The following is a 22,777-nucleotide window of genomic DNA, read 5'->3' on the forward strand; positions in this document are numbered from 1 at the left end:
AGGATATTCTTCGCGTGAACTATCTGATGCGGCGACTGGCGACCTTCCCTCTCGTCCTGCTTGGCGTGTCCATCGTGGTGTTCCTGGCGATCAGGATGGTTCCGGGCGATTCGATCACGGCAATGCTGGGGACCGAAGCCGGCCTGCTGACGCCGCAGCAGCGCGATGCGCTTGCAGCTTATTTCGGCATCGACCAGCCCTGGTTCATCCAGTACTGGCGCTGGCTGCTTGGTCTTTTCCAAGGCAATCTCGGCCTTTCGTCCACCTATGGCAGGCCGGTGCTCGACGTCATCCTCGAGCGTTTCCCGCTAACGTTGGAACTCGCCCTGCTGTCGATGGTCATCGCCCTGCTTGTCGGCATGCCGGCGGGGATCTTTGCCGCCACCCATAACGAAAAGCTGTCCGACCTCGGCGTGCGCGTTGTCGCAATGATCGGGCAGTCGACGCCGAACTTCGTCCTTGCCCTGCTGATCATCTACACGCTGTCGGCGGGGTTTGGCGTTTTGCCGGCGATGGGCGAGTTTTCGCCGCTGTGGCAGGATCCGCTGCGCAATCTCGGCCAGCTGTTGCTGCCTGCGGTCACGCTTGGATTTGCCTTCGCGGCTTCGGTGACCCGCATATCGCGTTCGGCTATGCTCGATGTGCTCAGCGACGACTATGTCAGGACGGCGCGCAGCAAGGGCGTTTCGGCGCGCGGCGTCATCTGGCGGCATGCCTTGCCCAACGCGCTCATCCCGGTCGTGACACTGAGCGGCATAGAGTTCGGCTACCTCCTGGGCGGAGCTGTCATCGTCGAGCAGATTTATGCGCTGCCCGGTCTCGGCCGCATGGTGCTGGATGCCATCCTGCAGCGCGACTACGCGCTGGTGCAGGGAAGCGTGCTGTTCATCGCCTTCAACTTCATGATCGTCAATCTCCTCGTCGACCTTGCCTATGTCGCGCTCGACCCGCGTATCCGGCTAAGCGAGCACTGATGGCGACATTGCGGGCTATATTTGCGCATCCCAGTGGCCGCATCGGTGGTGCGATCGTTGCGCTTTATCTGCTGCTTGCCGTGCTTGGCATGCTGGGGCTGACGCCGCACAATCCGCTGACGCAGCACCGGGTCGAACGGCTGCATGCGCCTGACGGCACCTACTGGATGGGCACGGACCTGTTCGGCCGCGATGTCGCAAGTCGGCTGATGACCGGGATCGGCCAGTCCTTCATCGTGGCCTTCTTTTCGGTCGCCGTCGCGACACTGGCCGGCACCGTGCTCGGGCTGGCGGCAGCCTGGTTCGGGCGCCGCTGGGACGGCCTAGTGATGCGCATCATGGACGTTGTGCTGGCGTTCCCGGCGATCCTGCTGGCGCTGCTGATCGTCGCGGTTGCGGGACCGGGAACCTCGACCAGCGTCATTGCCATCGCCATCGTCTACACACCGATCTTCACGCGCGTCGTGCGAGGTCCGGCTCTGTCGCTCAAGGCGCGCGAATTCGTCGACGCGGCCCGCACGTTCGGCAGCAGTGCGGGCTATATCGTAACACGGCATCTGCTGCTCAATCTGGTGGCGCCACTGACGGTTCAGGTGACGCTGGCGCTGGCCTGGGCACTGCTGACCGAAGCCGGCTTAAGCTTCCTCGGGCTCGGCACGCAGCCGCCCGCCGCGTCGCTCGGCCTGATGCTGAGCGACAGCCGCAATCTGATGGAGACAGCTCCCTGGCTGATGATCTTCCCGGGCGTGGCGATCATGATCGGCATCCTCGGTTTCAACCTGCTCGGCGATGCGTTGCGCGATGTCCTCGACCCGAAGATGCGGAGATCGATCGCATGATCCCGCTGCTGTCCGTCAGCGGATTGCGCGTCGGCTTCGGCCGCAACCCGCAAGCCAATGAGGTCGTGCGCGGCGTCAGCTTCGATCTCGCCGACGGCGAAACGCTGGCCATCGTCGGCGAAAGCGGCTCGGGCAAATCGGTTACGGCGCTGTCGATCAATCGCCTTGTCGATTATGGCGGCGGCCGCATCACCGGCGGGTCGATCAAGCTGAGGCGGGCCGACGGCAGCACCTTCGACCTGACAGCCGCAGCCGAGCCGCAATTGACGAAGATCCGCGGGGGCGAAATCGGCATGATCTTCCAGGAGCCGATGACCTCGCTCAATCCGGTGCTGACCATTGGCTGGCAGATCGAGGAATCGTTTCGCCTGCATCGCGGCCTGACCGGACGACAAGCAACGGCGGCAGCCAAGGACGCGCTCGACCGCGTCCGTATTCCCGACGCAGCGAGGCGGCTGAAATACACGCCCAACCAGCTGTCGGGCGGCATGCTGCAGCGGGTGATGATCGCCATGGCGATTGCGTGCAACCCGCGCCTGCTCATTGCCGACGAGCCAACGACGGCGCTGGATGTTACGGTGCAGGCGCAGATCATGGCGCTGCTCGCCGAATTAAAGCAGGAAACCGGGATGTCGATGATCTTCATCACCCACGACATCGGTCTGGTTGCAGGCATCGCCGACAAGGTGATGGTGATGCAGGGCGGAGAAGCTGTCGAGCAGGGCGCATTGAACCAGATATTGGACGATCCGCGGCATCCCTATACGCGGCATCTGCTTCATGCGGTGCCGCATTTCGCCGGCGGCAGTGCCGCACGCAAGGACGTGCAACGCGAAACGCAAAAAGCTGCCGACCCGGCGCTGAAGGTCGATGGCCTCGTAGTGCGGTTTCCGGTCAAGGCTGGGTTTTTCAGCCGCGCCAGCGGTGCCGTGCACGCGGTGGACGGGGTGGATTTCGAGCTAATGCCGGGCGAGACATTGGCGGTCGTCGGCGAGAGCGGTTCCGGAAAGTCCACTACCGCCCGCGCGATTCTGGGGCTGGTGCGCCCGACGCACGGCACAATCTCGGCCAGCACGCGCAAGCCCGTCGCCGGGCAGAGCGCCCTTCCCATGCAGATGGTGTTCCAGAATCCCTATGGCTCGCTCAATCCCAGACTCACCATCCAAAGCATCCTCGCAGAGCCTGTGATCGCTACCGGCGGACGGATAACTGCTGAAACGCGGGCGAAAATGGCCGCGCTGCTGAAACGCGTCGGCCTTCCGGAAAACAGCCTGCAGCGCTATCCGCACGAATTCTCCGGCGGCCAGCGGCAACGCCTGTGCATCGCTCGCGCGCTGATGCTCAATCCTTCGGTTGTCGTCCTCGACGAAGCGGTTTCGGCGCTCGATGTGTCGGTGCAGGCCAGGGTGTTGGAGCTTTTGATCGAGCTGCAGCGTGAATTCGGGCTGGCCTATCTGTTCATCTCGCATGACATGGCTGTCGTCGAGCGGATCGCCCATCGCATCGCGGTCATCTATGCCGGCCAGATTGTCGAGATCGGCGATGCCAGATCGGTGCTCTCGGAGCCGAAGCACTCCTATACCAAACAGCTTATCGCGGCCGTTCCTACTATAGACCGGCGGCATGAACGTTTCGAGCTGGACACGCGCCAAGTCCCCTCGCTCGTGCGTCCGCTGGGGTTTGAGCCGGGGCCGGCCAATTGGCAGCAATTCGGGCCGGATCATAGGGCACGGGTGGAAGCGTGATGATTGTCGCTCGAAAGCATGCAGAGTCAGACGGACAGCCCCTCGCTGCCTTCCAAACGGAGGCGTAGTTGATCGACCATGATCTCCTCTCCCGCGCATTCGCCCCGCTCGAAGCGGCCGTAGCCGCATCGCGCATTCCGGGCGGCGTGCTCGGCATAGTTGACGGGGACGGCGAACGCATCGTCCGGGCAATCGGTTGGGCTCAAACCGTGCCCAAGATACGGCCGATGCATGTCGGGACATGGTTCGACCTGGCCTCGCTGACCAAAATCATCTTCACCACGTCGCGTATCCTGGCACTGGCGGAAGAAGGCGTCATCGACCTCGACGCGCCGCTGATTTCCGTCCTGCCCGACCTTCGCCAATATGACGAAAAAGCCTGGGAACGGAACGTAACGTTTCGTCAGTGTCTCGGCCATCAGACACCGTTTCCCGCCGTCGCGCCGATCTACACCTATGGCCACGATCCGGACCTGCTGCGCGCCTTCATCCTGCAGCGCGAATGGCAGGCTGGCGAGCCGGTCTATTCTGATATCAACTTCATCCTGCTCGGCTTCGTCCTGGAGCGCCTGTCTGGCAAGACCATTCGCGACATAGATCCCGGTCCGGGCTTCGCGTTCTCCGCCGAACCGGATCAAGCGGCGGCGACCGAAGACTGCACATGGCGCCATCGCGTGCTCTGCGGCGAAGTCCACGACGACAATTGCTCGGCCTTGCAAGGTGCCGGTCACGCTGGCCTGTTCGGAACGGCGGCTTCGGTCCTCGACTTTGCGCAAGGGCTGCTGGACGGGACCGGCGCGTCGCAGCGTTCGATCGCGCTAATGCGCACGCCCTTGTCGGCAACCCGCACCCATGGCTGGGAGCGACCCTACGAAGGCTGGTCCGGCGGCCGGTTATGCAGCCCCGAAACCATCGGGCATACCGGCTTTACCGGTGTCGGGCTGTGGGTCGACTTCGACAAAGGCAGAGCCTGGACCTTGCTCACCAACCGGATCCATCCGACACGTCATTTCAACAGCGGGATCGCAGCGCTTCGCCAAGCGGTCGGCGATCTCGTCAACGGAGCCTGACAACCATGAATCCGAAAAATGGCGGACCCATGTGGGCCGTCGGCCTGATGACCGGCACCGTGCTGGACGGCAATATCGATGTCGCGCTGATCAAGACCGACGGCGAACGGATTGACGACTTCGGCATCTACACGCTGGCCCCCTACCCGCAGTCGATCCGGACCTTGCTGGAAGAGACGCTGCGGCAGGCAAGGAGCTGGAATTTCACAGGGCCGGAACCGGCAATCTTCCACGAGGCAGAGGAAGCGCTGACGCGCGCCCAGTCCGCGGCAGTCAAGGATCTGGTCGAAAGCCACGGGCTGACGATGGCCGATATAGGGGTCGTCGGCTTCCACGGCCAGACCGTGCTGCACCGTGCCCCGCAAGTGGGCCGACTGGGCCAGACCCGCCAGCTTGGCGACGGCGAGCTGATGCATGCCATCCTTGGCACCAGGGTCGCCTATGACTTCCGCTCGGCCGACATGCGCGCCGGCGGCCAGGGCGCGCCGCTGTCGGCCGCCTATCACGCCGCGCTGCTGCGCGAAGCCGACGCCACCGGCGACACGGCGGTGCTCAATCTCGGCGGCGTCGCCAACATCACCTGGTGGGACGGCACGGACAATGTTGTTGCCTTCGACACCGGGCCCGCCAACGCACCGCTGAACGATTTCATCAAATCGAAGGGGCTCGGCGAAATGGACCGCGACGGCGCCCTTGCCCGCGCCGGCACGGTCGACGAGGCACGGCTGGCCAAGCTCCTGCAGCATCCGTATTTGACCAAACCCTATCCGAAATCGCTGGACCGTTTCGATTTCGGCGCCTCGATGGCGGACGGAATGAACACCGAGGATGGCGCAGCCCTGCTGACGGCCTTCACCGCGGCCGCCGTCGGCAAGGCGCTCGATCTTCTGCCGCGCCGGCCGAAGCGGCTGGTGGTCAGCGGTGGCGGTCGACACAACCCAACGATCATGGCCATGCTTGCCAGCCGCGCTGGCGTGGAAGCGGTTCCGGCCGAGGCGCTTGGCTGGAAGGGCGATGCGGTGGAGGCGGAGTGTTTTGCGTTCCTGGCAGTGCGCGTGCTCAGGGGCTTGCCGATCAGCTTTCCCAGTACGACCGGCGTGCCCCAGCCGATGCGCGGCGGACGCCTTGCCGGCTAACTAAGCCAACAATTTCTTCTGCAGGAAGATACGGCTGCGGCCAATGGGGAAATCGGCAAGCACGCCGAAGGGCAAATAGCCCTGGCGCTCATAGGCCTTGGCGGCCTTGGGATTGAACGTGTCGATCCAGGCGCCGTGACAGTCGCGCGCGATCGCCTCCCTCTCGGCCGCCTGGAGCATCCTGCCGGCCATGCGGTGACCGCGCAGTTTTTCATCGACCCAGAGCCATTGCACATAGAGCCAGCCCCAGGCTGTATATCCCGAGATGCCGGCGACAATAGCGCCGTGCTCATCGCGCACGAACACGGCCAATGCCTTCCTGCAGGAGGCGCCGACATCACTGTCGTTGAACGCCGCAAGCCGCTCTCCGAGAAAAGCCAGCTCGTGCGGCAAGGGGTCGGCGGTTGTCTCAAGCGTTGTATTGTTCATCCGCCAAGCATCTATCGAAGGACGGGCCCGAGAAGCAAGCCTTGCTGCGCTATAGCTTCGGCGAACGCCACGCCGCTGCCGCAGCAGCGATCAGCATGAGCAAAGCTGCAATCACCGCCGATGGTGCAAAACCGAACGTGGAATAGAGCGGTCCGAACGCCGTGGTGCCGACGAACACCGCAAGATAGGTCACCGCGCTGTTCAAACCCATGATCGTGCCGCGACGCGCAGGGTCGAGCGCCGACAGGCGCATCACCAGGACGTTCAGCCCGAAATGATTGGCAAGGCCCCAGACGGCTATCACCACTATGGTCAGATGAAAACTACTGCTTGCCGCGGCAATCACTACATAGACGACCGCGACAAGCAGATAGGCAAATGGCATGACACGCCGCGCGCCTAAGCGGTCGATAACGCCGTCAAGAAGTGCCGCCGCGCCAAAGCCGACACCATAGGCGAGCGCGGCCAGCCCGTTGGCACTGACCGGCCGTCCCAAGCCGTTGTGAAGGTGATCGCCCAGATAGCCGTAGATGCCGTAGAACGCGGTCATGAAGGCCGCGCAGGCGACCAGCAGCGGCACTATGCCCGGAACGGCCAACGCACCCAGCGGCGTCGGTGCCGGACCGCTCTTCCTGACATCGCTGAGCGAGGTCAGCGACAGGCTGGCCAAGGCGAGTGCTGAGAGCACCGCGACCGCAGCGAATACGGCGCGCCAATGCACCAGATCGGCAAGCACGGCCGACAGCGAAACCCCGGCGACCATGCTCAGCGTCCAGCCGGTCAGCACGACGCCTATGGTGCCGCTTTCGCGGCCGGGCGGCGCAATCGCGGCGGAGCTGGCATAGATTGCCGGCATGGCGACACCTGCAGCGATGCCGGCGAGAAGCTGGGCCGCGACCAGCGCCGTCACGGTCGGCGCAGCGGCGCTGGCGACGAGCGCTATCGCCAGCAGCAGCAACGCCCCTTGCAGCATGCGGCGGGCGCCAAGCCGATCGATATAGCGCGCCAGGAACAAGGCGCTTGCCGACGTCCCGAGCCCGAACGCGGCCGACGCGATCATAACCGCCGGCACGCTTGTGCCGAAGGACGCGGCCACCGCCGGCGCGATCGGACCGAGCACCAGCGAGTTCGAGCCGATCACGGCAATGCACCCCGTCAGCAGGTAAGCGAGTGCCGGGATTGGCGGCCTGGGCGCCGCTGCGAATGTGACGACTTGATCAGTGTTCGACATATGGCAATAATGGCCGTATTAAATTCTGCATCAATCGGGAATTTTAATATGGATGAAGAAACAGATGGCATTCCGCAGAACAGGCCCGCCGCCCGCGATATCGATGCAACCGACCGAAAAATATTAGGCGTTCTGGTGGACGACGCCACGATCAGCTATGCCGAGCTCGGCGACCGCGTCGGCCTTTCACCGCCGGCAGCCCATGAACGCGTCAAGCGCCTCCGGCGCAGCGGCGCCATCCGCAACACCGCGGTCATCATCGATCCCAAGGCGGTGCACAAGCCGCTGCTTGCCTTCGTCCATATCGACACAAAGGGGTGGGGAAAGACGCCGGAGCTGATGGCAATCTCCGAACACCCCGAAGTCGAGGAGATCCATTCGGTGGCCGGCGACACATGCATGCTGATCAAGGTCCGCACCGAGGACACGCGGGCGCTCGAGGGCCTGCTGTCGCGCCTCTACGAAACACCCGGCGTCACCTCGACCCGAAGCTATGTGGTCCTGTCGACCTATCTCGAGCGGCCGGTGCAGCCGGGGATAACGACGGAATGGCCGACCCCCCGGCATATGGCCAAGCCGCTTTATTAGCTCAAATGGTCCTCACGCTTATCCAAAGTCGAACCGGAAACGTCTCAGGCAAGCATCCTGTGGTCATCCGTCGGGCCGGTTCGTTTGCGCCGGTTCTTGGATCCGACTGGATGCCTGTTGCGCAACCGGAGACACGCGATGAGAAAATTGATCGTGGGCAGCTTCATTTCGCTGGACGGCGGGCCAGGGCGCGGATCGCGCCATCGAGCGGCTGGTGATCCATCTGCCGCCCAAGGAGCGCGCCTGCGTCCTGCTCAAGGATGTCTTCGACTATTCGCTGGAAGAGATTGCCGATCTCGTCGGCTCGACCGTGGGTGGTGTCAAAGCTGCGTTGAACCGAGGCCGCTCTGGGCTGGTGCGGTGGTCGTTTCCAGGCCGGCCTGACCGGCAACAGGACATGCAAGTGTCCGGCATCAAGCTCAATGGAATGGGATCGATGCCGGACAAGACATAGGCGGCTTACTGAAGCTTCGCCTGCAAGGCGTTGACGTCATCCGTCGTCATTTCGCCGTCGGTCGTCACCTTGCCGTCGACGATCTTCCAGAGGCGGAACGGGCCGGTGATGTCGCCGTATTTGTCGAAGGCGACCGGGCCGATGACGCCTTCGTAGCGGATCGGCTTGCCATCCTTGATCAGGCCGAGCGCCTTGGCGAACTCGTCCTTGCCGGCATAGATCGGCGTGCCGGCCGGGTCGACCGCCTTGTACATCGCCTCCTTGATCTTGGCCGGATCCTCGGAGCCCGCAATGGCGATGGCCAGGCCGACGATGGCGCCGGCATCATACGACCGGTCGGCCGCCGGGTTCGACGGTTCGATGCCCGAAAATTCCTTATAGTTCTTGGTGAAATACTCGGTCGATGCGGTCGGGCTGGTGCCGGAGGAAGTGCCGTACGCATCCTTCAGATAATCCGCGCCAACGGATTCGATGAAGTCCGGGCTGTTCATGCCGTCATTGAGCAGGAATTTCTGGACACCGCCCTGCGAAATCCAGGTGCGGGCGATGGTTGCGCCGTCGACAGGCGTGCTGACGAGATAAAGCCCGTCGGGCTCGCCGGCCATCGCCGCCGTCACTTCCGAGGCATAGCTCGACTGCTTTTCATTGTAGGGCGTGTCGGAGACGATGGTGCCGCCGAGTGCCTTATAGGCGCGCGAAAATTCCGCCACCATGTTGACGCCGAAGTCGTTGTTGACGTGGATGACCGCCAGCTTCTTGAAGCCTTTGTCGATGGCATATTTGGCGGCGGCGACGCCCTGCAGCGCATCAGATGTGATGGTGCGGAAGAAGATGCCGTTGGTCTTGCCGTCGCGCCCGAGCGCCGTCAGCGTCGGCGACGAGGAAGCAGGCGACACCTGGACTATCTTGGCCGGAGCGGTGACCGAGGTCAGGATCGGGATCGACACCGAGGAGATGATGCCGCCGACGATCACTGGCACCTTCTTGACCTGCACGAGTTGCGTCGCGGCGTCGACCGCAATGTTGCCCTGGCTCTGGCTGTCGCGCGTGTCGGTTGCGAGATCGCAGCCGCGGACGCCACCCGCATCGTTGATGTCGCGGAAGGCCATCTCGACCGATTTGGCGCCGGCCTGGCCGTACTCGCCGGCCGGGCCTGTCAGTTCCATGACGAGGCCGACGGTGATCTTGCAATCGGCGGCTTGCGCTGCGCCGGCCGCTGTCAGCAGTGCGAGCGCGGTGGTGATCTGAAGTATGGTCTTTTTCATTGTTGTTCCCCTTTCGTTACACGACTCTCATTGATGTCTTGAGCCTGTTCAGCCTTCCGGCATCTGCAGCCAGGTTTCATGCAGATATCGCCATTCGACGCCGTTGGGCGCCGATGAACTGGTGGTGAAAACGGCACTTGAGCGGCGGCGGCTATGCTTGCCGGCGCGCTGCTGCGCTTCGATGTAGCTGACGACGATCGTGTCGCCTTGTTGCCAGCCGGCCCGGATTTCCTCGATCGAGATGGTGAAATTGCCGTCACAAGTGGCGCGGCTTGCCCTTACATGGTCGAGCACCGCGTCACGATCGAGGACCTGGCCATCCGGCACAACCATGCGGAAGCCTTCGCCCATGACGCGTTCGAAGCGCCTGAAATCTGAATTGTCCGCACTCGCCGCATTGAACCAGTCGACGAAGAAGCGGTGGAGATCGACCACCTCGGCGCTGGCGCGGGAAAGCAAGGAGGGCTTTTCGTCCATGGCCGCGTTCATTTCCTGCCTGCATTCAAATTGTAATGCATGATCGAGCCGTGGCGGCCGTGACGGTCGCGTTCCAAAGTGTAGACGTCGCCCAGCGGCCCACGGCTTTGCGCGATCACGGCAGCGATCCTCGCCCGGTCGTCGGCATCGAGCGCGACGTCCATGATTCTGGCATTGGCAAGGGCGTGCGCCTGGTTGCGAGCGCCGACGATGACGGCCGCCACTTGCGGCTGCTCCAGCACCCAGGCGCTGGCGATGGTGGCGATATCGACGCCGTGGCGGTCGGCGACGGCCTTCAGTGTGCGAAGCAACTCCTGGAAAAGCTCCCAGCCACCAAAGTCGTCAATGATCAGCTTGTATTTGACCAGCGATCGGTTTTCGAGCGGCGTCTGCGGCTCGGCAGCGCCAAGCCATTTTTCGCTGAGGAAGCCGCCCGCCACCGAACCGTAGCAGAGGAAACTGACGCCGTGCCGGCTGGCGAGCGCTGCAAGGCTGTTGGCTGGCCGCTGGTCGAGCACCGAGTATTGCAATTGCTGGCTGACCAGCGGCACACCGGCGGCCAGGATCTCGGCCAACCGCGGCGTGTCGAAGTTCGTGGTGCCGATGTTGCGCACCTTGCCTTCCCCGCGGATTTCGTTGAGCCAGCCCATCGCTTCGACATAGCCGGGCAGCGCATAGTCCCACCAGTGGAACTGCACGAGATCGAGCCGCTCGGTCTTCAGCCGCCGCAGCGACTGCTCGACGATGCTGCTGATGTAGTCGCGGCTGATCGTGGAAAGCCGTTCGAGGTCAGGCACTAGCTTGGTGTGCACCTTCATCTTGGCGGCAGCATCAAGGCCACGCTCATTGGCAAGGCGCAGGCGTGCCGCGCCGATCAGCTCCTCGACACCGGTATAGATATCGGCGCAATCATAGGTCCTGATGCCGGCGTCGAAGGTGGCGATCAGGTCGGTTACCGCCTGTTGGCGGTCGATCGCGCCGTGCCCGCCGGCAAGCTGCCAGCCGCCGCGAATAACGCGCGAGATCGTATAGCCGGGGCTGAGCTCGAAAGCCTTGGCGGTCATCTCCGGTCATTCTCCTTCGGCAGCGGCACCGCCGTCGTTTCGGCATGGCTGAACCGCCGCTTGCCGGTCCTGACGATCCTCAGCCGGCTGGCACAATTGGGATCCGGACAAGCGATCTCGGCGTCCGACGTCATCCAGTCGTTCCTGTGGGTCGGGCGCTGCTTTGCGGCCAGAAGCGGCAACACTGCCGCAATGGAATAGATCGAGAAACCTTGCCCCGCTGGCATCGACAGCATCTCGCCCTTCAACTCGAAATAGTCGCCGGGCTTGGCGCCGCAATAGATCGGCTTGCCCTCGGGGATAACCGCCTCGACGCGAAGGTCGAAGAGCTCAAAACTGTCGTCGGTCTCAGCCATTCAGATCTCCACCCGGGTGAAGGTGATGTCGCAGGCACCGTTGCGGCGGATCACGCCACAAGCGGCTGCGAATTTATCGCGATCCTCAGGCACCACCTGCGCGACGACGCTTCCGGCAAGCCAGCCGATCGGGAACAGCAGGCGTGCACCCGCTCCGTAGAACAGGCCGACGTCAAAGATGGCATTCGGGTTGCCGCCCCACATGCGCGGCGGCACGTAGGACAACACGATGTCGCCCGGCTGCGGCGTCAGCGTTGCGTTCTCCGCCGGCAAGGGCCTGGCATAGGTTTGGCCCTCAAGTTCGGCTGATGGAACCGGGCAGGAGATTTCCGGCCCCGTCCACATAGCATGGATGCCGGCAACGACGCGCGGCTGCTCGAGATAGGCCAGCAGGAAGGCAGCGTTGTCGGGCGCCTTTTCAGGCAACAGCAGCGCGGTCACGGAAAGCATCGAGCGTGGCTCGGTGATGCTGATGCCAGGCGCCGTCATGCCCTCAATCCTTCCTTGCTTGTGGATTGGAGCTTGTCGCGCAGAAAGGCGAAGGGCCGGCTGATGTCGGCCACCAGAGCCTCACGCGCCGCTTGCGCATCCTGCCTTGAAAGCGCTGCGACGATGCTGCGGTGGTAGTGGGCCGTATCGACCTCGCCGGCGTCGGAGAAGGCGTAAATGGCAACGCGGATGCAAGGCCCGGATTGCAACCACAGGCTCTCGATCATTGGGATCAGCACGGCGGAACCGCAGCAACGGTAGATCTCGAAGTGGAAGCTCTGGTTGAGCGTGGCCTCGCGGTCGATATCCTTCTTATGCTTCAGCGCCCGCATCTCGTCCCATTCGCCGAGCATCGCCTCGACCGAAGCGATCTGGCGCGGGTTCATGCGCGTGGCGGCCAGCGCGATCGCTTCGCCCTCGATCAGAGAGCGGGCGCGCAAGAGGTCGTCGATGCGCTCCAGCGTGATCGGCGGCACGCGCACCGAACGGTTGGGAAGCGCCTCCAGTGCCTTCTCGGTGATCAGCCGTCCGAGCGCCTCGCGCACCGGCATGGTGCTGGTGACCAGCGCGTCGGCGAGGCCGCGGATGGTCAGAACCTGGCTCGGCTCGAAAAGGCCGCCGATCAAGGCGCGGCGCAGCTCCGAATAGACGCGATCCTGCACGGTCTCGCGGCCGACCGGCGTAAGCTGGGCTGCGATCATCTCATTGTTCTTTTCGATGGCGGCCTTCTGCATAGGCAATCCCGGTCTTGGCCGTTTTCGGCTTGCGGAAGAAATTAAAGCCGAATAGCGTGATCAAAGCAAGCGTGATCACAAATCAAATCATAGGCGACGAAGATCGCTTTTCGGCCAGAGGAATTGATGAGCGACACGACGGAACGGCAGGAGGAGATCCGCACGCCGGTTCTGACGGCCAGGAACGTCCTCAGACGCTTCGGCGGCCTGGTCGCGGTCAACAATGTCTCGTTCGACGTCCGGCCGGGCGAAATACTTGGCCTTATCGGCCCGAACGGCGCCGGCAAGACCACGATGTTCGACCTGCTCGCCGGCAGCATTCTGCCGACCAGTGGCGAAATCCTCCTCAACGGCGTATCGGTGTCGGGGGAAGCTGCCCATCGCCGCATTGGCCGCGGCCTTGGCCGCACGTTCCAGATCCCCCGGCCCTTGCCTAACCTGACGCTGATCGAAAACGTCATGCTGGCCGCGCAAGGGCAGGCCGGAGAAAAACTGCTCGCCAATTTCCTGACGCCCCGGCGGGTCGCTGCCGAAGAAAGGGCTGCCGAGACAAGAGCCGTCGAACTGCTCGAGCTCGTCACGATCGCTCACCTCGCGCACGAACCTGCGCGCGTGCTTTCAGGCGGCCAGCGCAAGCTGCTCGAACTGGCCCGCGTGATGATGGCCGACCCGGCGATCATCCTGCTCGACGAGCCGGCGGCCGGGGTCAACGCAACCCTGCTCGAGATCATTATCGACCGCATCCGCGACATCAATGCGCGCGGCATCACCTTCCTGCTGATCGAGCACAATATCGACATGGTGACGCGGCTTTGCCACCGTGTGCTGGTCATGGCGAGCGGGCTGCTGCTGTGCGAAGGCACCCCGGAGGAGGTGGCGCGCGACCCGCGCGTCATCGAGGCCTACCTCGGAGGCGCGGCATGAGACAAAGGGTACTCGATGTCCGCGACCTTGAAGCCGGCTACGAGCCCGGCGTTCCGATCGTGCGCGGCGCTTCGATCACCGTCGACCAGGGCGAGATCGTCGTCGTTCTCGGTCCCAACGGCGCCGGCAAGTCGAGCCTTATCAAGGCGATCGCCGGCCTTGTCCCGATCACCGGCGGCACGGTGCTGCTGGACGGCAAGGATATCACGGCGTCGCCCGCTCACATCATGGTCCGCCGTGGCCTTGCTTTCGTGCCACAGACAGAGAACATCTTCCCGCTGATGTCGGTCGAGGACAATCTCAGGGTCGCCTGCGGCATCCTGAGGCCGCGCGAGGTCCCAGCCCGCATCGAGCAGATGTATGCGGCCTTTCCCGATCTCGCCCGTCAGCGCAGAACGGCCGCGGGCAATCTGTCGGGTGGACAGCGGCAGATGCTGGGCGTCGCCCGGGCGTTGATTGTCCATCCCAAGGTGCTGGTGCTCGACGAGCCGTCGGCCGGCCTGTCGCCGAAATTCGTGGCGATGGTGTTCGAGATGCTGGCCGGCATCCGAAAGTCCGGCGTCACCATCCTGCTGGTCGAACAGAACGCCAAGGCAGCGCTTGCCATTGGAGACCGCGCCTATGTGCTGGTTGAGGGCAAGGAGCGGCACCAAGGCGTCGCCTCCGAGCTCTGGAACGACCCGGTCGTCGCTGAACTCTATCTTGGCCAGCGCCGCCTCGACCTTGGACAAGGAAGCGCGGCATGAACCTGCAATTCGTCGTCGACGGACTGCTGGCAGGGTCGATGATCGGCCTCGGCGCCATCGGCGTGACACTCACCTATTCGATCCTGCGCTTCTCGAACTTCGCCCATGGCGACTTCATGGCCTGGGGCGCCTATGCGACGCTCGCCGTGGTTGGCGCCATTGGCGCGATTTTCGGCAAGATCGCGCCGATCGCGCCCCTCTCCTTCGGTTGGCCGTTGATCGTCGCGCTCATCATCGGCATGGCGGCCACCGGCCTGCTGGCGCTGGTGCTCGACATAGTGCTGTTCGCGCGGCTGCGGGCCAAGGGCCAGGCGATCATCGTGGTGATGGCCAGCTTCGGCGCCTCGATGGCGCTGAGAAGCCTGCTCGAATTCATCTTCACCTCGCGTCCGACCTATTTCAGCCGGGCGATCCAGATCGCCATGCCGATAGGTTTCGGCATCCGCATCACCCCGGACCAGATCGCGCTGCTGCTGCTGACCGCCGTGCTGGTGCTCGGCGTGCATCTCCTGATGACGCGGACCCAGACCGGCCGCTCGATGCAGGCATTGAGCCAGAACGCGGCACTTGCCCGCATCGTCGGCATCGACGTCGCCAGGGTGGTGCGCGTCACCTGGATCATCGGCGGCGCGCTGGCCTGCGTCGCCGGCGTCATGATCGGCATTCTCATCCAGATCCGCCCGTTCATGGGTTTCGAGATGCTGCTGCCGATGTTCGCGGCCGCCATCCTCGGCGGCATCGGCAGCGTGCCCGGCGCCGTTCTCGGCGGCCTGATCATCGGCATGGCCGAAGCGGCTGCCGTGCAATTGATCGGCGCCGAATGGCGGGCAGCCGTCTCGTTCATCATCCTGATGGCGGTGCTGTTCGTGCGGCCCATCGGCCTTTTCGGAGTGAGGGAACGCTGATGGATCTGCTCGGCTACGGCGCCTTCTTCCTGACCACCGCGCTGATCTTTTCGCTCATCACGCTCGGGCTCAATCTGCAATGGGGGCTGACCGGGCTTTTCAATGTCGGGGTCGCCGGCTTCGTTGCCATCGGCGCCTACACCTCGGCGCTGCTGACCACGCCCGACGATGCCGCGCGCCTGGGCGGCTTCGACCTGCCGATCCTTATCGGCTGGCTTGGCGCCATGCTGTTGGGCGGCGTCGCCGCCGCCATCACCGGCATTGCCACGCTACGTCTGAGATCGGACTATCTGGCGATCACTACTTTCGGCGTCGCCGTCGTCGTGCAACTGGTAGCGCTCAATGCCCAGAAGCTGACCGGCGGGCCGTTCGGCATCGGCTTCATTCCGCGTCCGTTCGGCGGTCTGGCCGAAACGCCGTTGCTGTTCAACCTTTCGAACCTTGCGATCGTCTCGGTGGTGACGCTGATCGTCTATCTCGCGCTGGAGCATCTGTCGCGCAGCCCGTGGGGGCGCGTGTTGAAGGCGCTTCGGGAGGATGAGCGGGCCGCGATATCCCTAGGCAAAAGCGCACGGTTCTACCGCGTCCAGGCCTTTGCCGTCGGTGGCGCCATCATGGCGCTTGCCGGTGCGCTGCAGGCGCATTTCACCGGCTTCATTGCCCCGGACAATTATTTGCCGGCGCTGACTTTCCAGGTCTGGGTGATGCTGATCGTCGGTGGCTCGGGCAGCAACATCGGCGCCGTCATCGGCAGCATCCTGGTCTGGGCGATATGGGCCGGATCGGGAGCCCTGACCAGTATGTTGTTCTCGCCGGAACAGCAGGCCCGCGCCGCTTCGCTGCAGATCGTCGCCATTGGCGTGATGCTGTGCGTCATCCTTCTGGTCAGGCCGAACGGCCTGTTTGGCGACAGGCCGCGGCGTCCAAGGTTCGGCAAGCGTGTACGCGTGGCCCCGAGCGAGAGCGGCTCATGAACGCTGTGACCCGGCCGCACGGCGTTTCCCTTTGGCATGCCGTCAGCCGCAGTCGCCGCGACCGGCCCACCCTCGAAGGCGCACTCGATGTCGATCTGGCAATTGTCGGCGGCGGGTTTTCAGGCCTTTCCACCGCGCTGCACAGTGCCGAGAAAGGCATCTCGGTTGCCGTCATCGAGGCGGAAATCATCGCCTGGGGGGCAACCGGCAGGAATGCCGGCTTCGTCGTCCCGAATTTCGCGAAAAGAGACCCCGACAATATCATTGCCCAGCTCGGGCCCGAACGCGGCGAACGCCTTGTCGATTTCGCTGCCGGCAGCGCCGACCTCGTCTTCGACCTGATCAGGCGGCATGCCATCGAATGCGATTCCGTCCAGAGCGGCTGGATACAACCAGCCCATTCACCGGCCGCTTTGCAAAAGACCAGATCGCGCGCCGAACAATGGGCACCACGCGGAAGGCCGGCTATTGCGCTGGATAGACAGGCGGTCGAAGAGCTGACCGGCGTTCGCGGTTATCTCGGCGGCTGGATCGACAGATCGGGTGGCGTCCTCAATCCGGTCGAATATGCGCGCGGATTGGCCGACGCGGCGGAAAAGGCCGGAGCGCGCATCTTCGAGCATACGCGTGTCGCGTCGATCGATCATATAGGCGATGGTTGGGCTTTGAAGACGGCCTCCGGTTCGGTACGGGCAGGAAAGGTGCTGGTCGCCACCAACGCCTATGGCGGGTCGCTGAACCGCACGCTTGAGCGAACCTACATCCCGCTGAAAATCTTCCAGATCGCGACGGCGCCGCTGCCGCGCGAAGTGCGCACTCGCCTGCTTCCTGGCGGGCAAGGCGTCGGCGACACAAGACGCAATCTCTTCACCTTCCGCTTCGACGGCGAAAACAGGCTGATCACCGGCGGCATGCATGTTTTTGGCCCCGGTGCCGACACGCGGGTGCCGCGGGCGATCTGGCGGCGGCTTGCCAGATATCTCGATCTCCCGGACATCCCGCCGCTTGAATACAGCTGGTCGGGGATGGCTGCCGTCGAGCCCGACTTCCTGCCGCACCTCGTCGATCTCGGCCCCGGGCTGATCGCCGGCTTCGCGTGCAACGGACGCGGCATCGCCATGACCACTGCGATGGGCAAGGTGCTTGCGGATTGGGCTGATGGAATAAAGCCTCAGGATTTGCCGCTGCCGTTTGCGCCGCCGTCGCCGATCCCGTTCCATAGCCTGATGCGGCATGCACCAAACATGGTGCTCCCCTGGAGCATGCTGCGCGACCGGCTGGATGGCTGATCGACGTGCGTCTCTGGCCGCCGTCCTGAAACCCGAACTGCTAGACTCGCCCACACCATGTTGTTAACGACAGCGGATGAAGCAGAACTATCTTTATCTCATCATCGGCGCTTTGGCCGTCGCCGTTATTGCGTTGGGGATTTACGTTTATCGCGAGGAGACTAGGCCGAAAGGCGTGGAACTTCGCATCGACGATTCCGGCATTTCAGTTCGGGAAAAATAGAGCGCGTAGTCCTGTTGCCCGACTTTGCACTGGAAGTCGGCTTGTACCGCCTCACCCCAGCTCCAACGTCGTTATCGCAAAAACTCCGGACTGCACGAGCTGCGGCGCCTTTCCCTTGTACATCCGAGCCGTCTCGAAGCCCGGTAGAAGGCCTGCGGACGACAGCAAGTCTGCAAATTGCCGGCTGGTTTCGGGAACGTCGAGATGGACGTTTCCGGGACCGGACATGTGCGCGAGCGCGGCGAAGAGATGGCTTGCCGCGTCCAGGCTGTCGGCAAAGAGCGGGCCGATCTTGCAGCCGTCCCGGCATTGGCGCGCGATGCCATATCCCGCAATGGCGCCGTGCTTGAGGATCGCAAGCGCCATGTGCGGCGGGCGCAGCCAGTGTTCCAGGAAGGATCGCCTCGGACCGGGAAAGAAGCGGCGGTCATAGTCCAGTATGTCCGGCACGAGTTCCGGCCCTATGGCGCGAACGTCGTTGCCGACGGCTGCCGGGACATTCGGTGACCCCATGAACCGGATCGTCCGGTAGGCCGGTGCAAAACCCATGCTGCGGTAGTTGGCCTGCTGTTCGACAACGCCGTCGAGGCCGATCGTGCGGTTGCCGAGCCGCGCTATGCCGGCATCCCAGACCGCCTTGCCATGACCTTGGGCACGCCTGTCCGGCCGGCAGATGTAGAGGCCGATGAAGCCGAAACCGTCGCCATAGGCAACGGCCGAAATGCCGGCCGCCATCTCGCCATCGATAAAGGCGCCGATGAAGCCCTGCGGGTCGGCTGCCTGAAACAGCGCGGCATCGTTAAGGCCGGGATTCCAGCCTTCCGCCGCCGCCCAATCGACAAGGGTTTGCACTTCTTCACGTGCGAGCGTTCGGATCGTTCGGGGCATTGCGATCACTCGGCGGCGCCAGGCGCGAAGGATTTCAACGCGCCATGATAAGACTTTGCCAACGGGCTTGCATAGGCGCCGCGCTTGGATGTCGTCAGGCCAAGGGCGATCAATGCCTCGGCCTGTTTCACGGCAGCGCCCACGCCGTCGATGACCGGAAGCCCGAATTCCCGCTGCAGCGCCGCCGCCAGATCGGCCATGCCGGCACAGCCGAGCACGATCGCCTCGGCGCGATCCTCGTCGATGGCGCGCGCAATCTCGCTGCGCAGCCTGAGCAGTGCGTCGGACGCCGGATCTTCGAGGGCAAGAACCGGGATGTCGGCGGCGCGCACGCGTGCCCGCCCCGCCATGCCATAGCGCTGCACCAGGCCTTCGACCGGCACGCGCGAACGTCCGGTGGTGGTGACGACGGTGAAGCGCTGGGCGATGAACGAGGCCGTGCTGAGCGATGCCTCGCAAATGCCGATGACCGGAATGTTGGCCATGGCGCGCGCGGCATCGAGGCCGGTGTCGTCGAAACAGGCAATGATCGCGGCTTGCGCGCCCGAGCGTTCGCCGGCGGCGATCTCGACCAGCAGGCCGGGCACGGCAAGTGCTTCATCGTAATAGCCTTCGATCGATACAGGTCCCATCGACGAGGTGACGGCAACGATCTTCGTCGATTGAGCAGCGACCGATCGGGCCGCCGCCGCGATAGTGTCAGTCATGCTGGCGGTGGTGTTGGGATTGACGACGAGGATCTGCACTGTCAGGCACGCTCGCGGCGGCGGCCGACATAGACGATTGCGCCGAGCGTCAGCAGGATCACCAGGAAGGAAAACACGGTCGTCACGGTGCCCAGCGCATAGAGCACCGGCGTCGTGACATTCGTCGTCATGCCGTAGATTTCGAGCGGCAACGTGTTGAACGTGCCCGAGGTCATCAGCGTGCGGGCGAACTCGTCATATGACAGAGTGAAGCCGAACAGGCCGACGCCGATCAGGCTGGGCGCGATCATCGGCAGCACGACATGGGCAAAGGTCTGCCACGACGATGCTCCGAGATCGCGCGCGGCTTCCTCATAGGCTGGCGAGAACCGGTTGAAGACAGCAAACATGATCAGCACGCCGAAAGGCAAGGTCCAGGTCAGATGGGCGCCGAAAGCGGAGGTGTACCAGGCGGGGCGGAAGCCGATCTGCTGGAAGACGACGCCGACGCCGAGACTGATGATGATCGACGGCACGACCAGGCTGGCGACGGCCAGATAGAACAGTGCGGTTGCGCCGCGAAATTTCTGCCGGAAGGCCAGGCCGGCGAGCAGCGACACGGCGACAGTGACGACCATCACCATCAGGCCAAGGACGAGCGAGCGTTTGAAGCTGCCGCCGAAGTCGCCGACCGCCTGGCGCTCGAACAAATTGGCGAACCAGTGCAGCGACACGCCGTTCAGCGGAAATGTCAGACCGCCGTTCTCGCCCTGGAAAGAGAGGATCAGGATCGCCGAAAGCGGGCCGTAGAGGAACAACACGAAAAGACCGAAGAACGCCGCCAACACATAGAATTCGAGGGTGCGCTTGTCCTGGCTCATCGCCTCACAGCTCCTTGCGGATGTCGACGATGCGCAGGATGCCCGCGACCATCAGCAGCACCAGCACCAAGAGCACGACGGCGTTGGCGGCGGCTGCCGGATATTGCAGCAGCGACATCTGGTTCTTCATCATCAGCGCGACGGAGGCGCTCTGCCCGCCGGACATCACCTGCACCGTCGAGAAGTCGGCCATCACCAGGGTGACGACGAAAATGGTGCCGATCGCCATGCCGGGCTTGGCGAGCGGAATGACGACGTTCCACAGAACCTGCCAGCCGGAAGCGCCGGCGTCGCGCGCGGCTTCTATCAACGACTTGTCGATGCGCATCAGCGTATTGAAGATCGGCGTCACCATGAACAGCGTATAGAGATGCACCATGGCCAGCACCACGGCGAATTCGGAATAGAGCAGCCATTCGATCGGCTTCGGGATCAGCCCCATTTGCACCAGCGTCGAGTTGACCAGGCCATTGCGGCCAAGCACCGGAATCCACGAGATCATGCGGATGATGTTAGAGGTCAGAAACGGCACCGTGCAGACAAGGAACAGCACCATCTGCATGGCCGTGGTCCTGATATGGAAGGCAAGGAAATAGGCGACCCAGAAACCGATGAACAGCGTCAGCGCCCAGACGATGGCGGCGTATTTCAGCGTATTCAAGTAGGTTTTCCAGGTGACCCAGGAGCCGAGCGTGTCGGAATAATTGGTGGTCAGGAAATCCGGATACATCGCTGCGAAATCGTAGTCCCAGAATGAGACCACGGCGATCATCAGGATCGGCAGCAGGAGGAACGCGCCGAGGATCAGCGCCAGCGGTGCCGCCTGGAGACCGGGTGCGATGGCGGCAAAGGAGCGCCTGCGTCTGGCAGGCTTTGCAGACGTAACGTGCGTGGATTGTTCGAGCGCTACTGCCATCTATATCTCGGTCGAAGTCGGCGATGCGACTGAGGGGTGTTCCCTTCTCCCCCTGTGGGAGAAGGTGGCCGAGCGAAGCTCGGTCGGATGAGGGGTGTTCCAGCTTGGCACCAACAGTGCTCCGTCCAGCACCCCTCAACCGTCTTGGCGCTGCGCGCCAATCCACCTTCTCCCACAAGGGGAGAAGGCAGAGGGCATCAAGCAGCGATGAACTCGTTCCAGCGCTTCACCATGTAGCGGTCCTCGTCCATGACCGAGTTCCAGCAGGCGACCTTGCCCATGCGCTCTTCGAACGAGCCGCCGTCACGCACGGCGCCAGCCTTTTCCATGACCTTGCCGTCCGGCGACAGGATATCGCCCTTTGCCGGCTTGCCTTCGATCCAGTAGCCCCACTCGTCCTCGGACATGAACTTCTTGGCCGACACCATGTTGGCCGAGTAATAGCCCTGACGGTTGAGATAGCCGCCAACCCAGCCGGACGTGTACCAGTTGATGTATTCATAGGCGGCATCGAGTTCGGCGCCGGAGAGATGGGCTGCCAGGCCAAGCCCGCCACCCCAGGAGCGGTAGCCTTCCTTGAGCGGCTGGAACCGGCACGCGATGCCCTTGGAGCGGACCGCGGCCACGGCCGGCGACCACATCGACTGGATTACGACTTCGCCTGAAGCCATCAGGTTGACGCTCTCGTCGAAGGATTTCCAGAAGGCGCGGAACTGGCCGGCTTGCTTGGCCTTGATCAGGAAGTCGATCGTCTTGTCGATCTCCTCCTTGGTCATGTTGCCCTTGTCGGCGTATTTGATGTTGCCCGTTGCCTCCATGATCATCGCCGCATCCATGATGCCGATCGACGGGATGTTGAGGATGGCGGTCTTGCCCTTGAAGGCCGGATCCATGATGTCGGCCCAGGTGGTGATATCGCGGCCGACGAGGTCGGGGCGGATGCCGAGCGTATCGGCATTGTAGATCGTCGGCACCATGGTGAACCAGTTGGTCGGCGCCTTGGCGAAGACCTTGCTGTCCTGCGCCTCGACGTAACCGACGGTATGCGGCGCGGTGCCCTGGGCAATGACGCTGTCCGGCGTCAGCTTGCCGGTTTTGAACAGCGGCACCAGCTCGTCGTAATATTTCAGCTTGCTGACATCCATCGGCTGCAGGACGCCTGTCGGGAACACCTTCTTGCAGATCCAGTATTCGATGTCGGCGATGTCGTAGCTGTCGGGCTGCGTCACGGCGCGCTGCGCGGCGGCGTCGGAATCGGTTGCTGTCATCTCCAGCGTGATGCCGAGGTCGGCCTTGCACTTGTCGGCGATGGCATTGAGGTTGGATACGCCGGTGCCGAACTGGCGCAGCGTGATGTTCGATTGCGCCCAGATGGTCGGAAAGCCTGATATGGCGCCGGAACCGGCGGCGAAACCGACGGCGGCGGCACCTGTCTTGAGCAGCGAACGTCGCGATATTCCAGTCTTCTTGTCGGTGGTGTTGGTCATGTTCAGT

Annotated in this window: 26 protein-coding genes; 13 read left to right on the top strand and 13 right to left on the bottom strand. The window is 63.4% G+C overall.

What is annotated here, in order from left to right:
• Positions 1-14 precede the first annotated feature (14 nt).
• From NKH28_RS09610 to NKH28_RS09630, 5 genes are all read left to right on the top strand, one after another.
• Positions 15-974: an ABC transporter permease gene (locus NKH28_RS09610; RefSeq protein ID WP_352819084.1), complete on the top strand. Its 960-nt coding sequence runs from the start codon at positions 15-17 to the stop codon at positions 972-974.
• Positions 974-1,813: an ABC transporter permease gene (locus NKH28_RS09615; RefSeq protein WP_352452396.1), complete on the top strand. Its 840-nt coding sequence runs from the start codon at positions 974-976 to the stop codon at positions 1,811-1,813. The genes NKH28_RS09610 and NKH28_RS09615 overlap by 1 nt, the downstream gene beginning before the upstream one ends.
• Positions 1,810-3,558: an ABC transporter ATP-binding protein gene (locus NKH28_RS09620; RefSeq protein WP_352978623.1), complete on the top strand. Its 1,749-nt coding sequence runs from the start codon at positions 1,810-1,812 to the stop codon at positions 3,556-3,558. The genes NKH28_RS09615 and NKH28_RS09620 overlap by 4 nt, the downstream gene beginning before the upstream one ends.
• Positions 3,559-3,626: 68 nt before the next feature.
• The gene (locus NKH28_RS09625; RefSeq protein WP_352819080.1) at positions 3,627-4,628 is read left to right on the top strand and encodes a serine hydrolase domain-containing protein; all 1,002 of its coding nucleotides are present in this window, start codon (positions 3,627-3,629) and stop codon (positions 4,626-4,628) included.
• Between the two features lie 5 nt (positions 4,629-4,633).
• Positions 4,634-5,764, top strand: a complete 1,131-nt coding sequence (locus tag NKH28_RS09630; protein ID WP_352819078.1) for an anhydro-N-acetylmuramic acid kinase — start codon at positions 4,634-4,636, stop codon at positions 5,762-5,764.
• Here the strand turns inward: NKH28_RS09630 and NKH28_RS09635 are convergent, their stop codons facing one another.
• Entirely contained in the window at positions 5,765-6,193 is a 429-nt protein-coding gene (locus NKH28_RS09635; RefSeq protein ID WP_352612217.1) for a GNAT family N-acetyltransferase, read from the bottom strand.
• Between the two features lie 49 nt (positions 6,194-6,242).
• Positions 6,243-7,424, bottom strand: a complete 1,182-nt coding sequence (locus NKH28_RS09640; RefSeq protein ID WP_352978626.1) for an MFS transporter — start codon at positions 7,422-7,424, stop codon at positions 6,243-6,245.
• A 48-nt stretch (positions 7,425-7,472) separates the two neighbouring features.
• Here NKH28_RS09640 and NKH28_RS09645 point away from each other — a divergent pair, with 48 nt between their 5' ends.
• Together NKH28_RS09645 and NKH28_RS09650 are read left to right on the top strand one after the other, a co-directional pair.
• A complete protein-coding gene (locus NKH28_RS09645; RefSeq protein WP_352452390.1) occupies positions 7,473-8,012 on the top strand; it encodes an Lrp/AsnC family transcriptional regulator in 540 nt (179 codons plus the stop codon).
• Between the two features lie 202 nt (positions 8,013-8,214).
• Positions 8,215-8,466, top strand: coding sequence for a sigma factor-like helix-turn-helix DNA-binding protein (locus NKH28_RS09650; RefSeq protein ID WP_502893733.1), 252 nt, complete (start codon positions 8,215-8,217; stop codon positions 8,464-8,466).
• 5 nt (positions 8,467-8,471) lie between these two features.
• Here NKH28_RS09650 and NKH28_RS09655 read toward each other — a convergent pair whose 3' ends face one another.
• The 6 genes from NKH28_RS09655 to NKH28_RS09680 are packed head-to-tail and all read right to left on the bottom strand — an operon-like array spanning position 8,472 to position 12,851.
• Positions 8,472-9,731 (bottom strand): ABC transporter substrate-binding protein, encoded by a 1,260-nt coding sequence (locus tag NKH28_RS09655; protein ID WP_352978630.1) that lies wholly within the window; start codon positions 9,729-9,731, stop codon positions 8,472-8,474.
• A gap of 48 nt (positions 9,732-9,779) precedes the next feature.
• A complete protein-coding gene (locus tag NKH28_RS09660; RefSeq protein WP_352978633.1) occupies positions 9,780-10,220 on the bottom strand; it encodes a DUF4440 domain-containing protein in 441 nt (146 codons plus the stop codon).
• Entirely contained in the window at positions 10,217-11,272 is a 1,056-nt protein-coding gene (locus tag NKH28_RS09665; protein ID WP_352978634.1) for an aldo/keto reductase, read from the bottom strand. The genes NKH28_RS09660 and NKH28_RS09665 overlap by 4 nt, the downstream gene beginning before the upstream one ends.
• Positions 11,269-11,628, bottom strand: coding sequence for a TIGR04076 family protein (locus tag NKH28_RS09670; protein WP_352472221.1), 360 nt, complete (start codon positions 11,626-11,628; stop codon positions 11,269-11,271). Before NKH28_RS09670 ends, NKH28_RS09665 begins: the two co-directional genes overlap by 4 nt.
• Positions 11,629-12,117 carry a DUF3830 family protein gene (locus NKH28_RS09675; RefSeq protein ID WP_352978636.1) on the bottom strand — a complete coding sequence of 163 codons (489 nt, stop codon included), beginning with the start codon at positions 12,115-12,117 and terminating at the stop codon, positions 11,629-11,631.
• Positions 12,114-12,851 (bottom strand): GntR family transcriptional regulator, encoded by a 738-nt coding sequence (locus NKH28_RS09680; protein WP_352505374.1) that lies wholly within the window; start codon positions 12,849-12,851, stop codon positions 12,114-12,116. The genes NKH28_RS09675 and NKH28_RS09680 overlap by 4 nt, the downstream gene beginning before the upstream one ends.
• A gap of 126 nt (positions 12,852-12,977) precedes the next feature.
• On the opposite strand from NKH28_RS09680, the gene NKH28_RS09685 reads away from it, so the two are divergent.
• The 6 genes from NKH28_RS09685 to NKH28_RS09710 all read left to right on the top strand — a co-directional run bounded on the left by NKH28_RS09685 (position 12,978) and on the right by NKH28_RS09710 (position 17,912).
• The gene (locus NKH28_RS09685) at positions 12,978-13,775 is read left to right on the top strand and encodes an ABC transporter ATP-binding protein (RefSeq protein WP_352978638.1); all 798 of its coding nucleotides are present in this window, start codon (positions 12,978-12,980) and stop codon (positions 13,773-13,775) included.
• Positions 13,772-14,521, top strand: coding sequence for an ABC transporter ATP-binding protein (locus NKH28_RS09690; RefSeq protein ID WP_352978640.1), 750 nt, complete (start codon positions 13,772-13,774; stop codon positions 14,519-14,521). The genes NKH28_RS09685 and NKH28_RS09690 overlap by 4 nt, the downstream gene beginning before the upstream one ends.
• Positions 14,518-15,426, top strand: coding sequence for a branched-chain amino acid ABC transporter permease (locus NKH28_RS09695; protein ID WP_352978642.1), 909 nt, complete (start codon positions 14,518-14,520; stop codon positions 15,424-15,426). The genes NKH28_RS09690 and NKH28_RS09695 overlap by 4 nt, the downstream gene beginning before the upstream one ends.
• The gene (locus tag NKH28_RS09700; RefSeq protein ID WP_352978743.1) at positions 15,423-16,400 is read left to right on the top strand and encodes a branched-chain amino acid ABC transporter permease; all 978 of its coding nucleotides are present in this window, start codon (positions 15,423-15,425) and stop codon (positions 16,398-16,400) included. Before NKH28_RS09695 ends, NKH28_RS09700 begins: the two co-directional genes overlap by 4 nt.
• A complete protein-coding gene (locus NKH28_RS09705) occupies positions 16,397-17,689 on the top strand; it encodes an NAD(P)/FAD-dependent oxidoreductase (RefSeq protein WP_352978644.1) in 1,293 nt (430 codons plus the stop codon). Before NKH28_RS09700 ends, NKH28_RS09705 begins: the two co-directional genes overlap by 4 nt.
• A 76-nt stretch (positions 17,690-17,765) precedes the next feature.
• Positions 17,766-17,912: a hypothetical protein gene (locus tag NKH28_RS09710; protein ID WP_352612199.1), complete on the top strand. Its 147-nt coding sequence runs from the start codon at positions 17,766-17,768 to the stop codon at positions 17,910-17,912.
• Positions 17,913-17,963: 51 nt separating this feature from the next.
• On the opposite strand, the gene NKH28_RS09715 is transcribed toward NKH28_RS09710, so the two are convergent.
• The 5 genes from NKH28_RS09715 to NKH28_RS09735 form a co-directional block, all read right to left on the bottom strand.
• Positions 17,964-18,800, bottom strand: a complete 837-nt coding sequence (locus tag NKH28_RS09715) for a GNAT family N-acetyltransferase (protein ID WP_352978646.1) — start codon at positions 18,798-18,800, stop codon at positions 17,964-17,966.
• 5 nt (positions 18,801-18,805) lie between these two features.
• Positions 18,806-19,546 carry an aspartate/glutamate racemase family protein gene (locus tag NKH28_RS09720; RefSeq protein WP_352472211.1) on the bottom strand — a complete coding sequence of 247 codons (741 nt, stop codon included), beginning with the start codon at positions 19,544-19,546 and terminating at the stop codon, positions 18,806-18,808.
• Positions 19,547-19,548: 2 nt separating this feature from the next.
• Complete coding sequence (locus NKH28_RS09725; protein WP_352978648.1) at positions 19,549-20,367, bottom strand: ABC transporter permease; 819 nt, start codon at positions 20,365-20,367, stop codon at positions 19,549-19,551.
• Positions 20,368-20,371: 4 nt separating this feature from the next.
• Positions 20,372-21,283: an ABC transporter permease gene (locus NKH28_RS09730; protein WP_352978650.1), complete on the bottom strand. Its 912-nt coding sequence runs from the start codon at positions 21,281-21,283 to the stop codon at positions 20,372-20,374.
• A 197-nt stretch (positions 21,284-21,480) separates the two neighbouring features.
• Entirely contained in the window at positions 21,481-22,770 is a 1,290-nt protein-coding gene (locus tag NKH28_RS09735; protein WP_352472208.1) for an ABC transporter substrate-binding protein, read from the bottom strand.
• Positions 22,771-22,777: the final 7 nt, after the last annotated feature.

The organism is Mesorhizobium sp. M1227 (assembly GCF_040318315.1).
Lineage (GTDB): Bacteria > Pseudomonadota > Alphaproteobacteria > Rhizobiales > Rhizobiaceae > Mesorhizobium.

Coding starts and splice junctions, on each gene's coding strand:
- NKH28_RS09665 (WP_352978634.1), bottom strand. CDS start 11,272: ATGACCGCCAAGGCTTTCGAGCTCAGCCCCGGCTATACGATCTCGCGC.
- NKH28_RS09715 (WP_352978646.1), bottom strand. CDS start 18,800: ATGCCCCGAACGATCCGAACGCTCGCACGTGAAGAAGTGCAAACCCTT.
- NKH28_RS09710 (WP_352612199.1), top strand. CDS start 17,766: ATGAAGCAGAACTATCTTTATCTCATCATCGGCGCTTTGGCCGTCGCC.
- NKH28_RS09640 (WP_352978626.1), bottom strand. CDS start 7,424: ATGTCGAACACTGATCAAGTCGTCACATTCGCAGCGGCGCCCAGGCCG.
- NKH28_RS09685 (WP_352978638.1), top strand. CDS start 12,978: ATGAGCGACACGACGGAACGGCAGGAGGAGATCCGCACGCCGGTTCTG.
- NKH28_RS09635 (WP_352612217.1), bottom strand. CDS start 6,193: ATGAACAATACAACGCTTGAGACAACCGCCGACCCCTTGCCGCACGAG.
- NKH28_RS09615 (WP_352452396.1), top strand. CDS start 974: ATGGCGACATTGCGGGCTATATTTGCGCATCCCAGTGGCCGCATCGGT.
- NKH28_RS09680 (WP_352505374.1), bottom strand. CDS start 12,851: ATGCAGAAGGCCGCCATCGAAAAGAACAATGAGATGATCGCAGCCCAG.
- NKH28_RS09730 (WP_352978650.1), bottom strand. CDS start 21,283: ATGGCAGTAGCGCTCGAACAATCCACGCACGTTACGTCTGCAAAGCCT.
- NKH28_RS09695 (WP_352978642.1), top strand. CDS start 14,518: ATGAACCTGCAATTCGTCGTCGACGGACTGCTGGCAGGGTCGATGATC.
- NKH28_RS09630 (WP_352819078.1), top strand. CDS start 4,634: ATGAATCCGAAAAATGGCGGACCCATGTGGGCCGTCGGCCTGATGACC.
- NKH28_RS09660 (WP_352978633.1), bottom strand. CDS start 10,220: ATGAACGCGGCCATGGACGAAAAGCCCTCCTTGCTTTCCCGCGCCAGC.
- NKH28_RS09670 (WP_352472221.1), bottom strand. CDS start 11,628: ATGGCTGAGACCGACGACAGTTTTGAGCTCTTCGACCTTCGCGTCGAG.
- NKH28_RS09690 (WP_352978640.1), top strand. CDS start 13,772: ATGAGACAAAGGGTACTCGATGTCCGCGACCTTGAAGCCGGCTACGAG.
- NKH28_RS09620 (WP_352978623.1), top strand. CDS start 1,810: ATGATCCCGCTGCTGTCCGTCAGCGGATTGCGCGTCGGCTTCGGCCGC.
- NKH28_RS09675 (WP_352978636.1), bottom strand. CDS start 12,117: ATGACGGCGCCTGGCATCAGCATCACCGAGCCACGCTCGATGCTTTCC.
- NKH28_RS09705 (WP_352978644.1), top strand. CDS start 16,397: ATGAACGCTGTGACCCGGCCGCACGGCGTTTCCCTTTGGCATGCCGTC.
- NKH28_RS09655 (WP_352978630.1), bottom strand. CDS start 9,731: ATGAAAAAGACCATACTTCAGATCACCACCGCGCTCGCACTGCTGACA.
- NKH28_RS09725 (WP_352978648.1), bottom strand. CDS start 20,367: ATGAGCCAGGACAAGCGCACCCTCGAATTCTATGTGTTGGCGGCGTTC.
- NKH28_RS09735 (WP_352472208.1), bottom strand. CDS start 22,770: ATGACCAACACCACCGACAAGAAGACTGGAATATCGCGACGTTCGCTG.
- NKH28_RS09645 (WP_352452390.1), top strand. CDS start 7,473: ATGGATGAAGAAACAGATGGCATTCCGCAGAACAGGCCCGCCGCCCGC.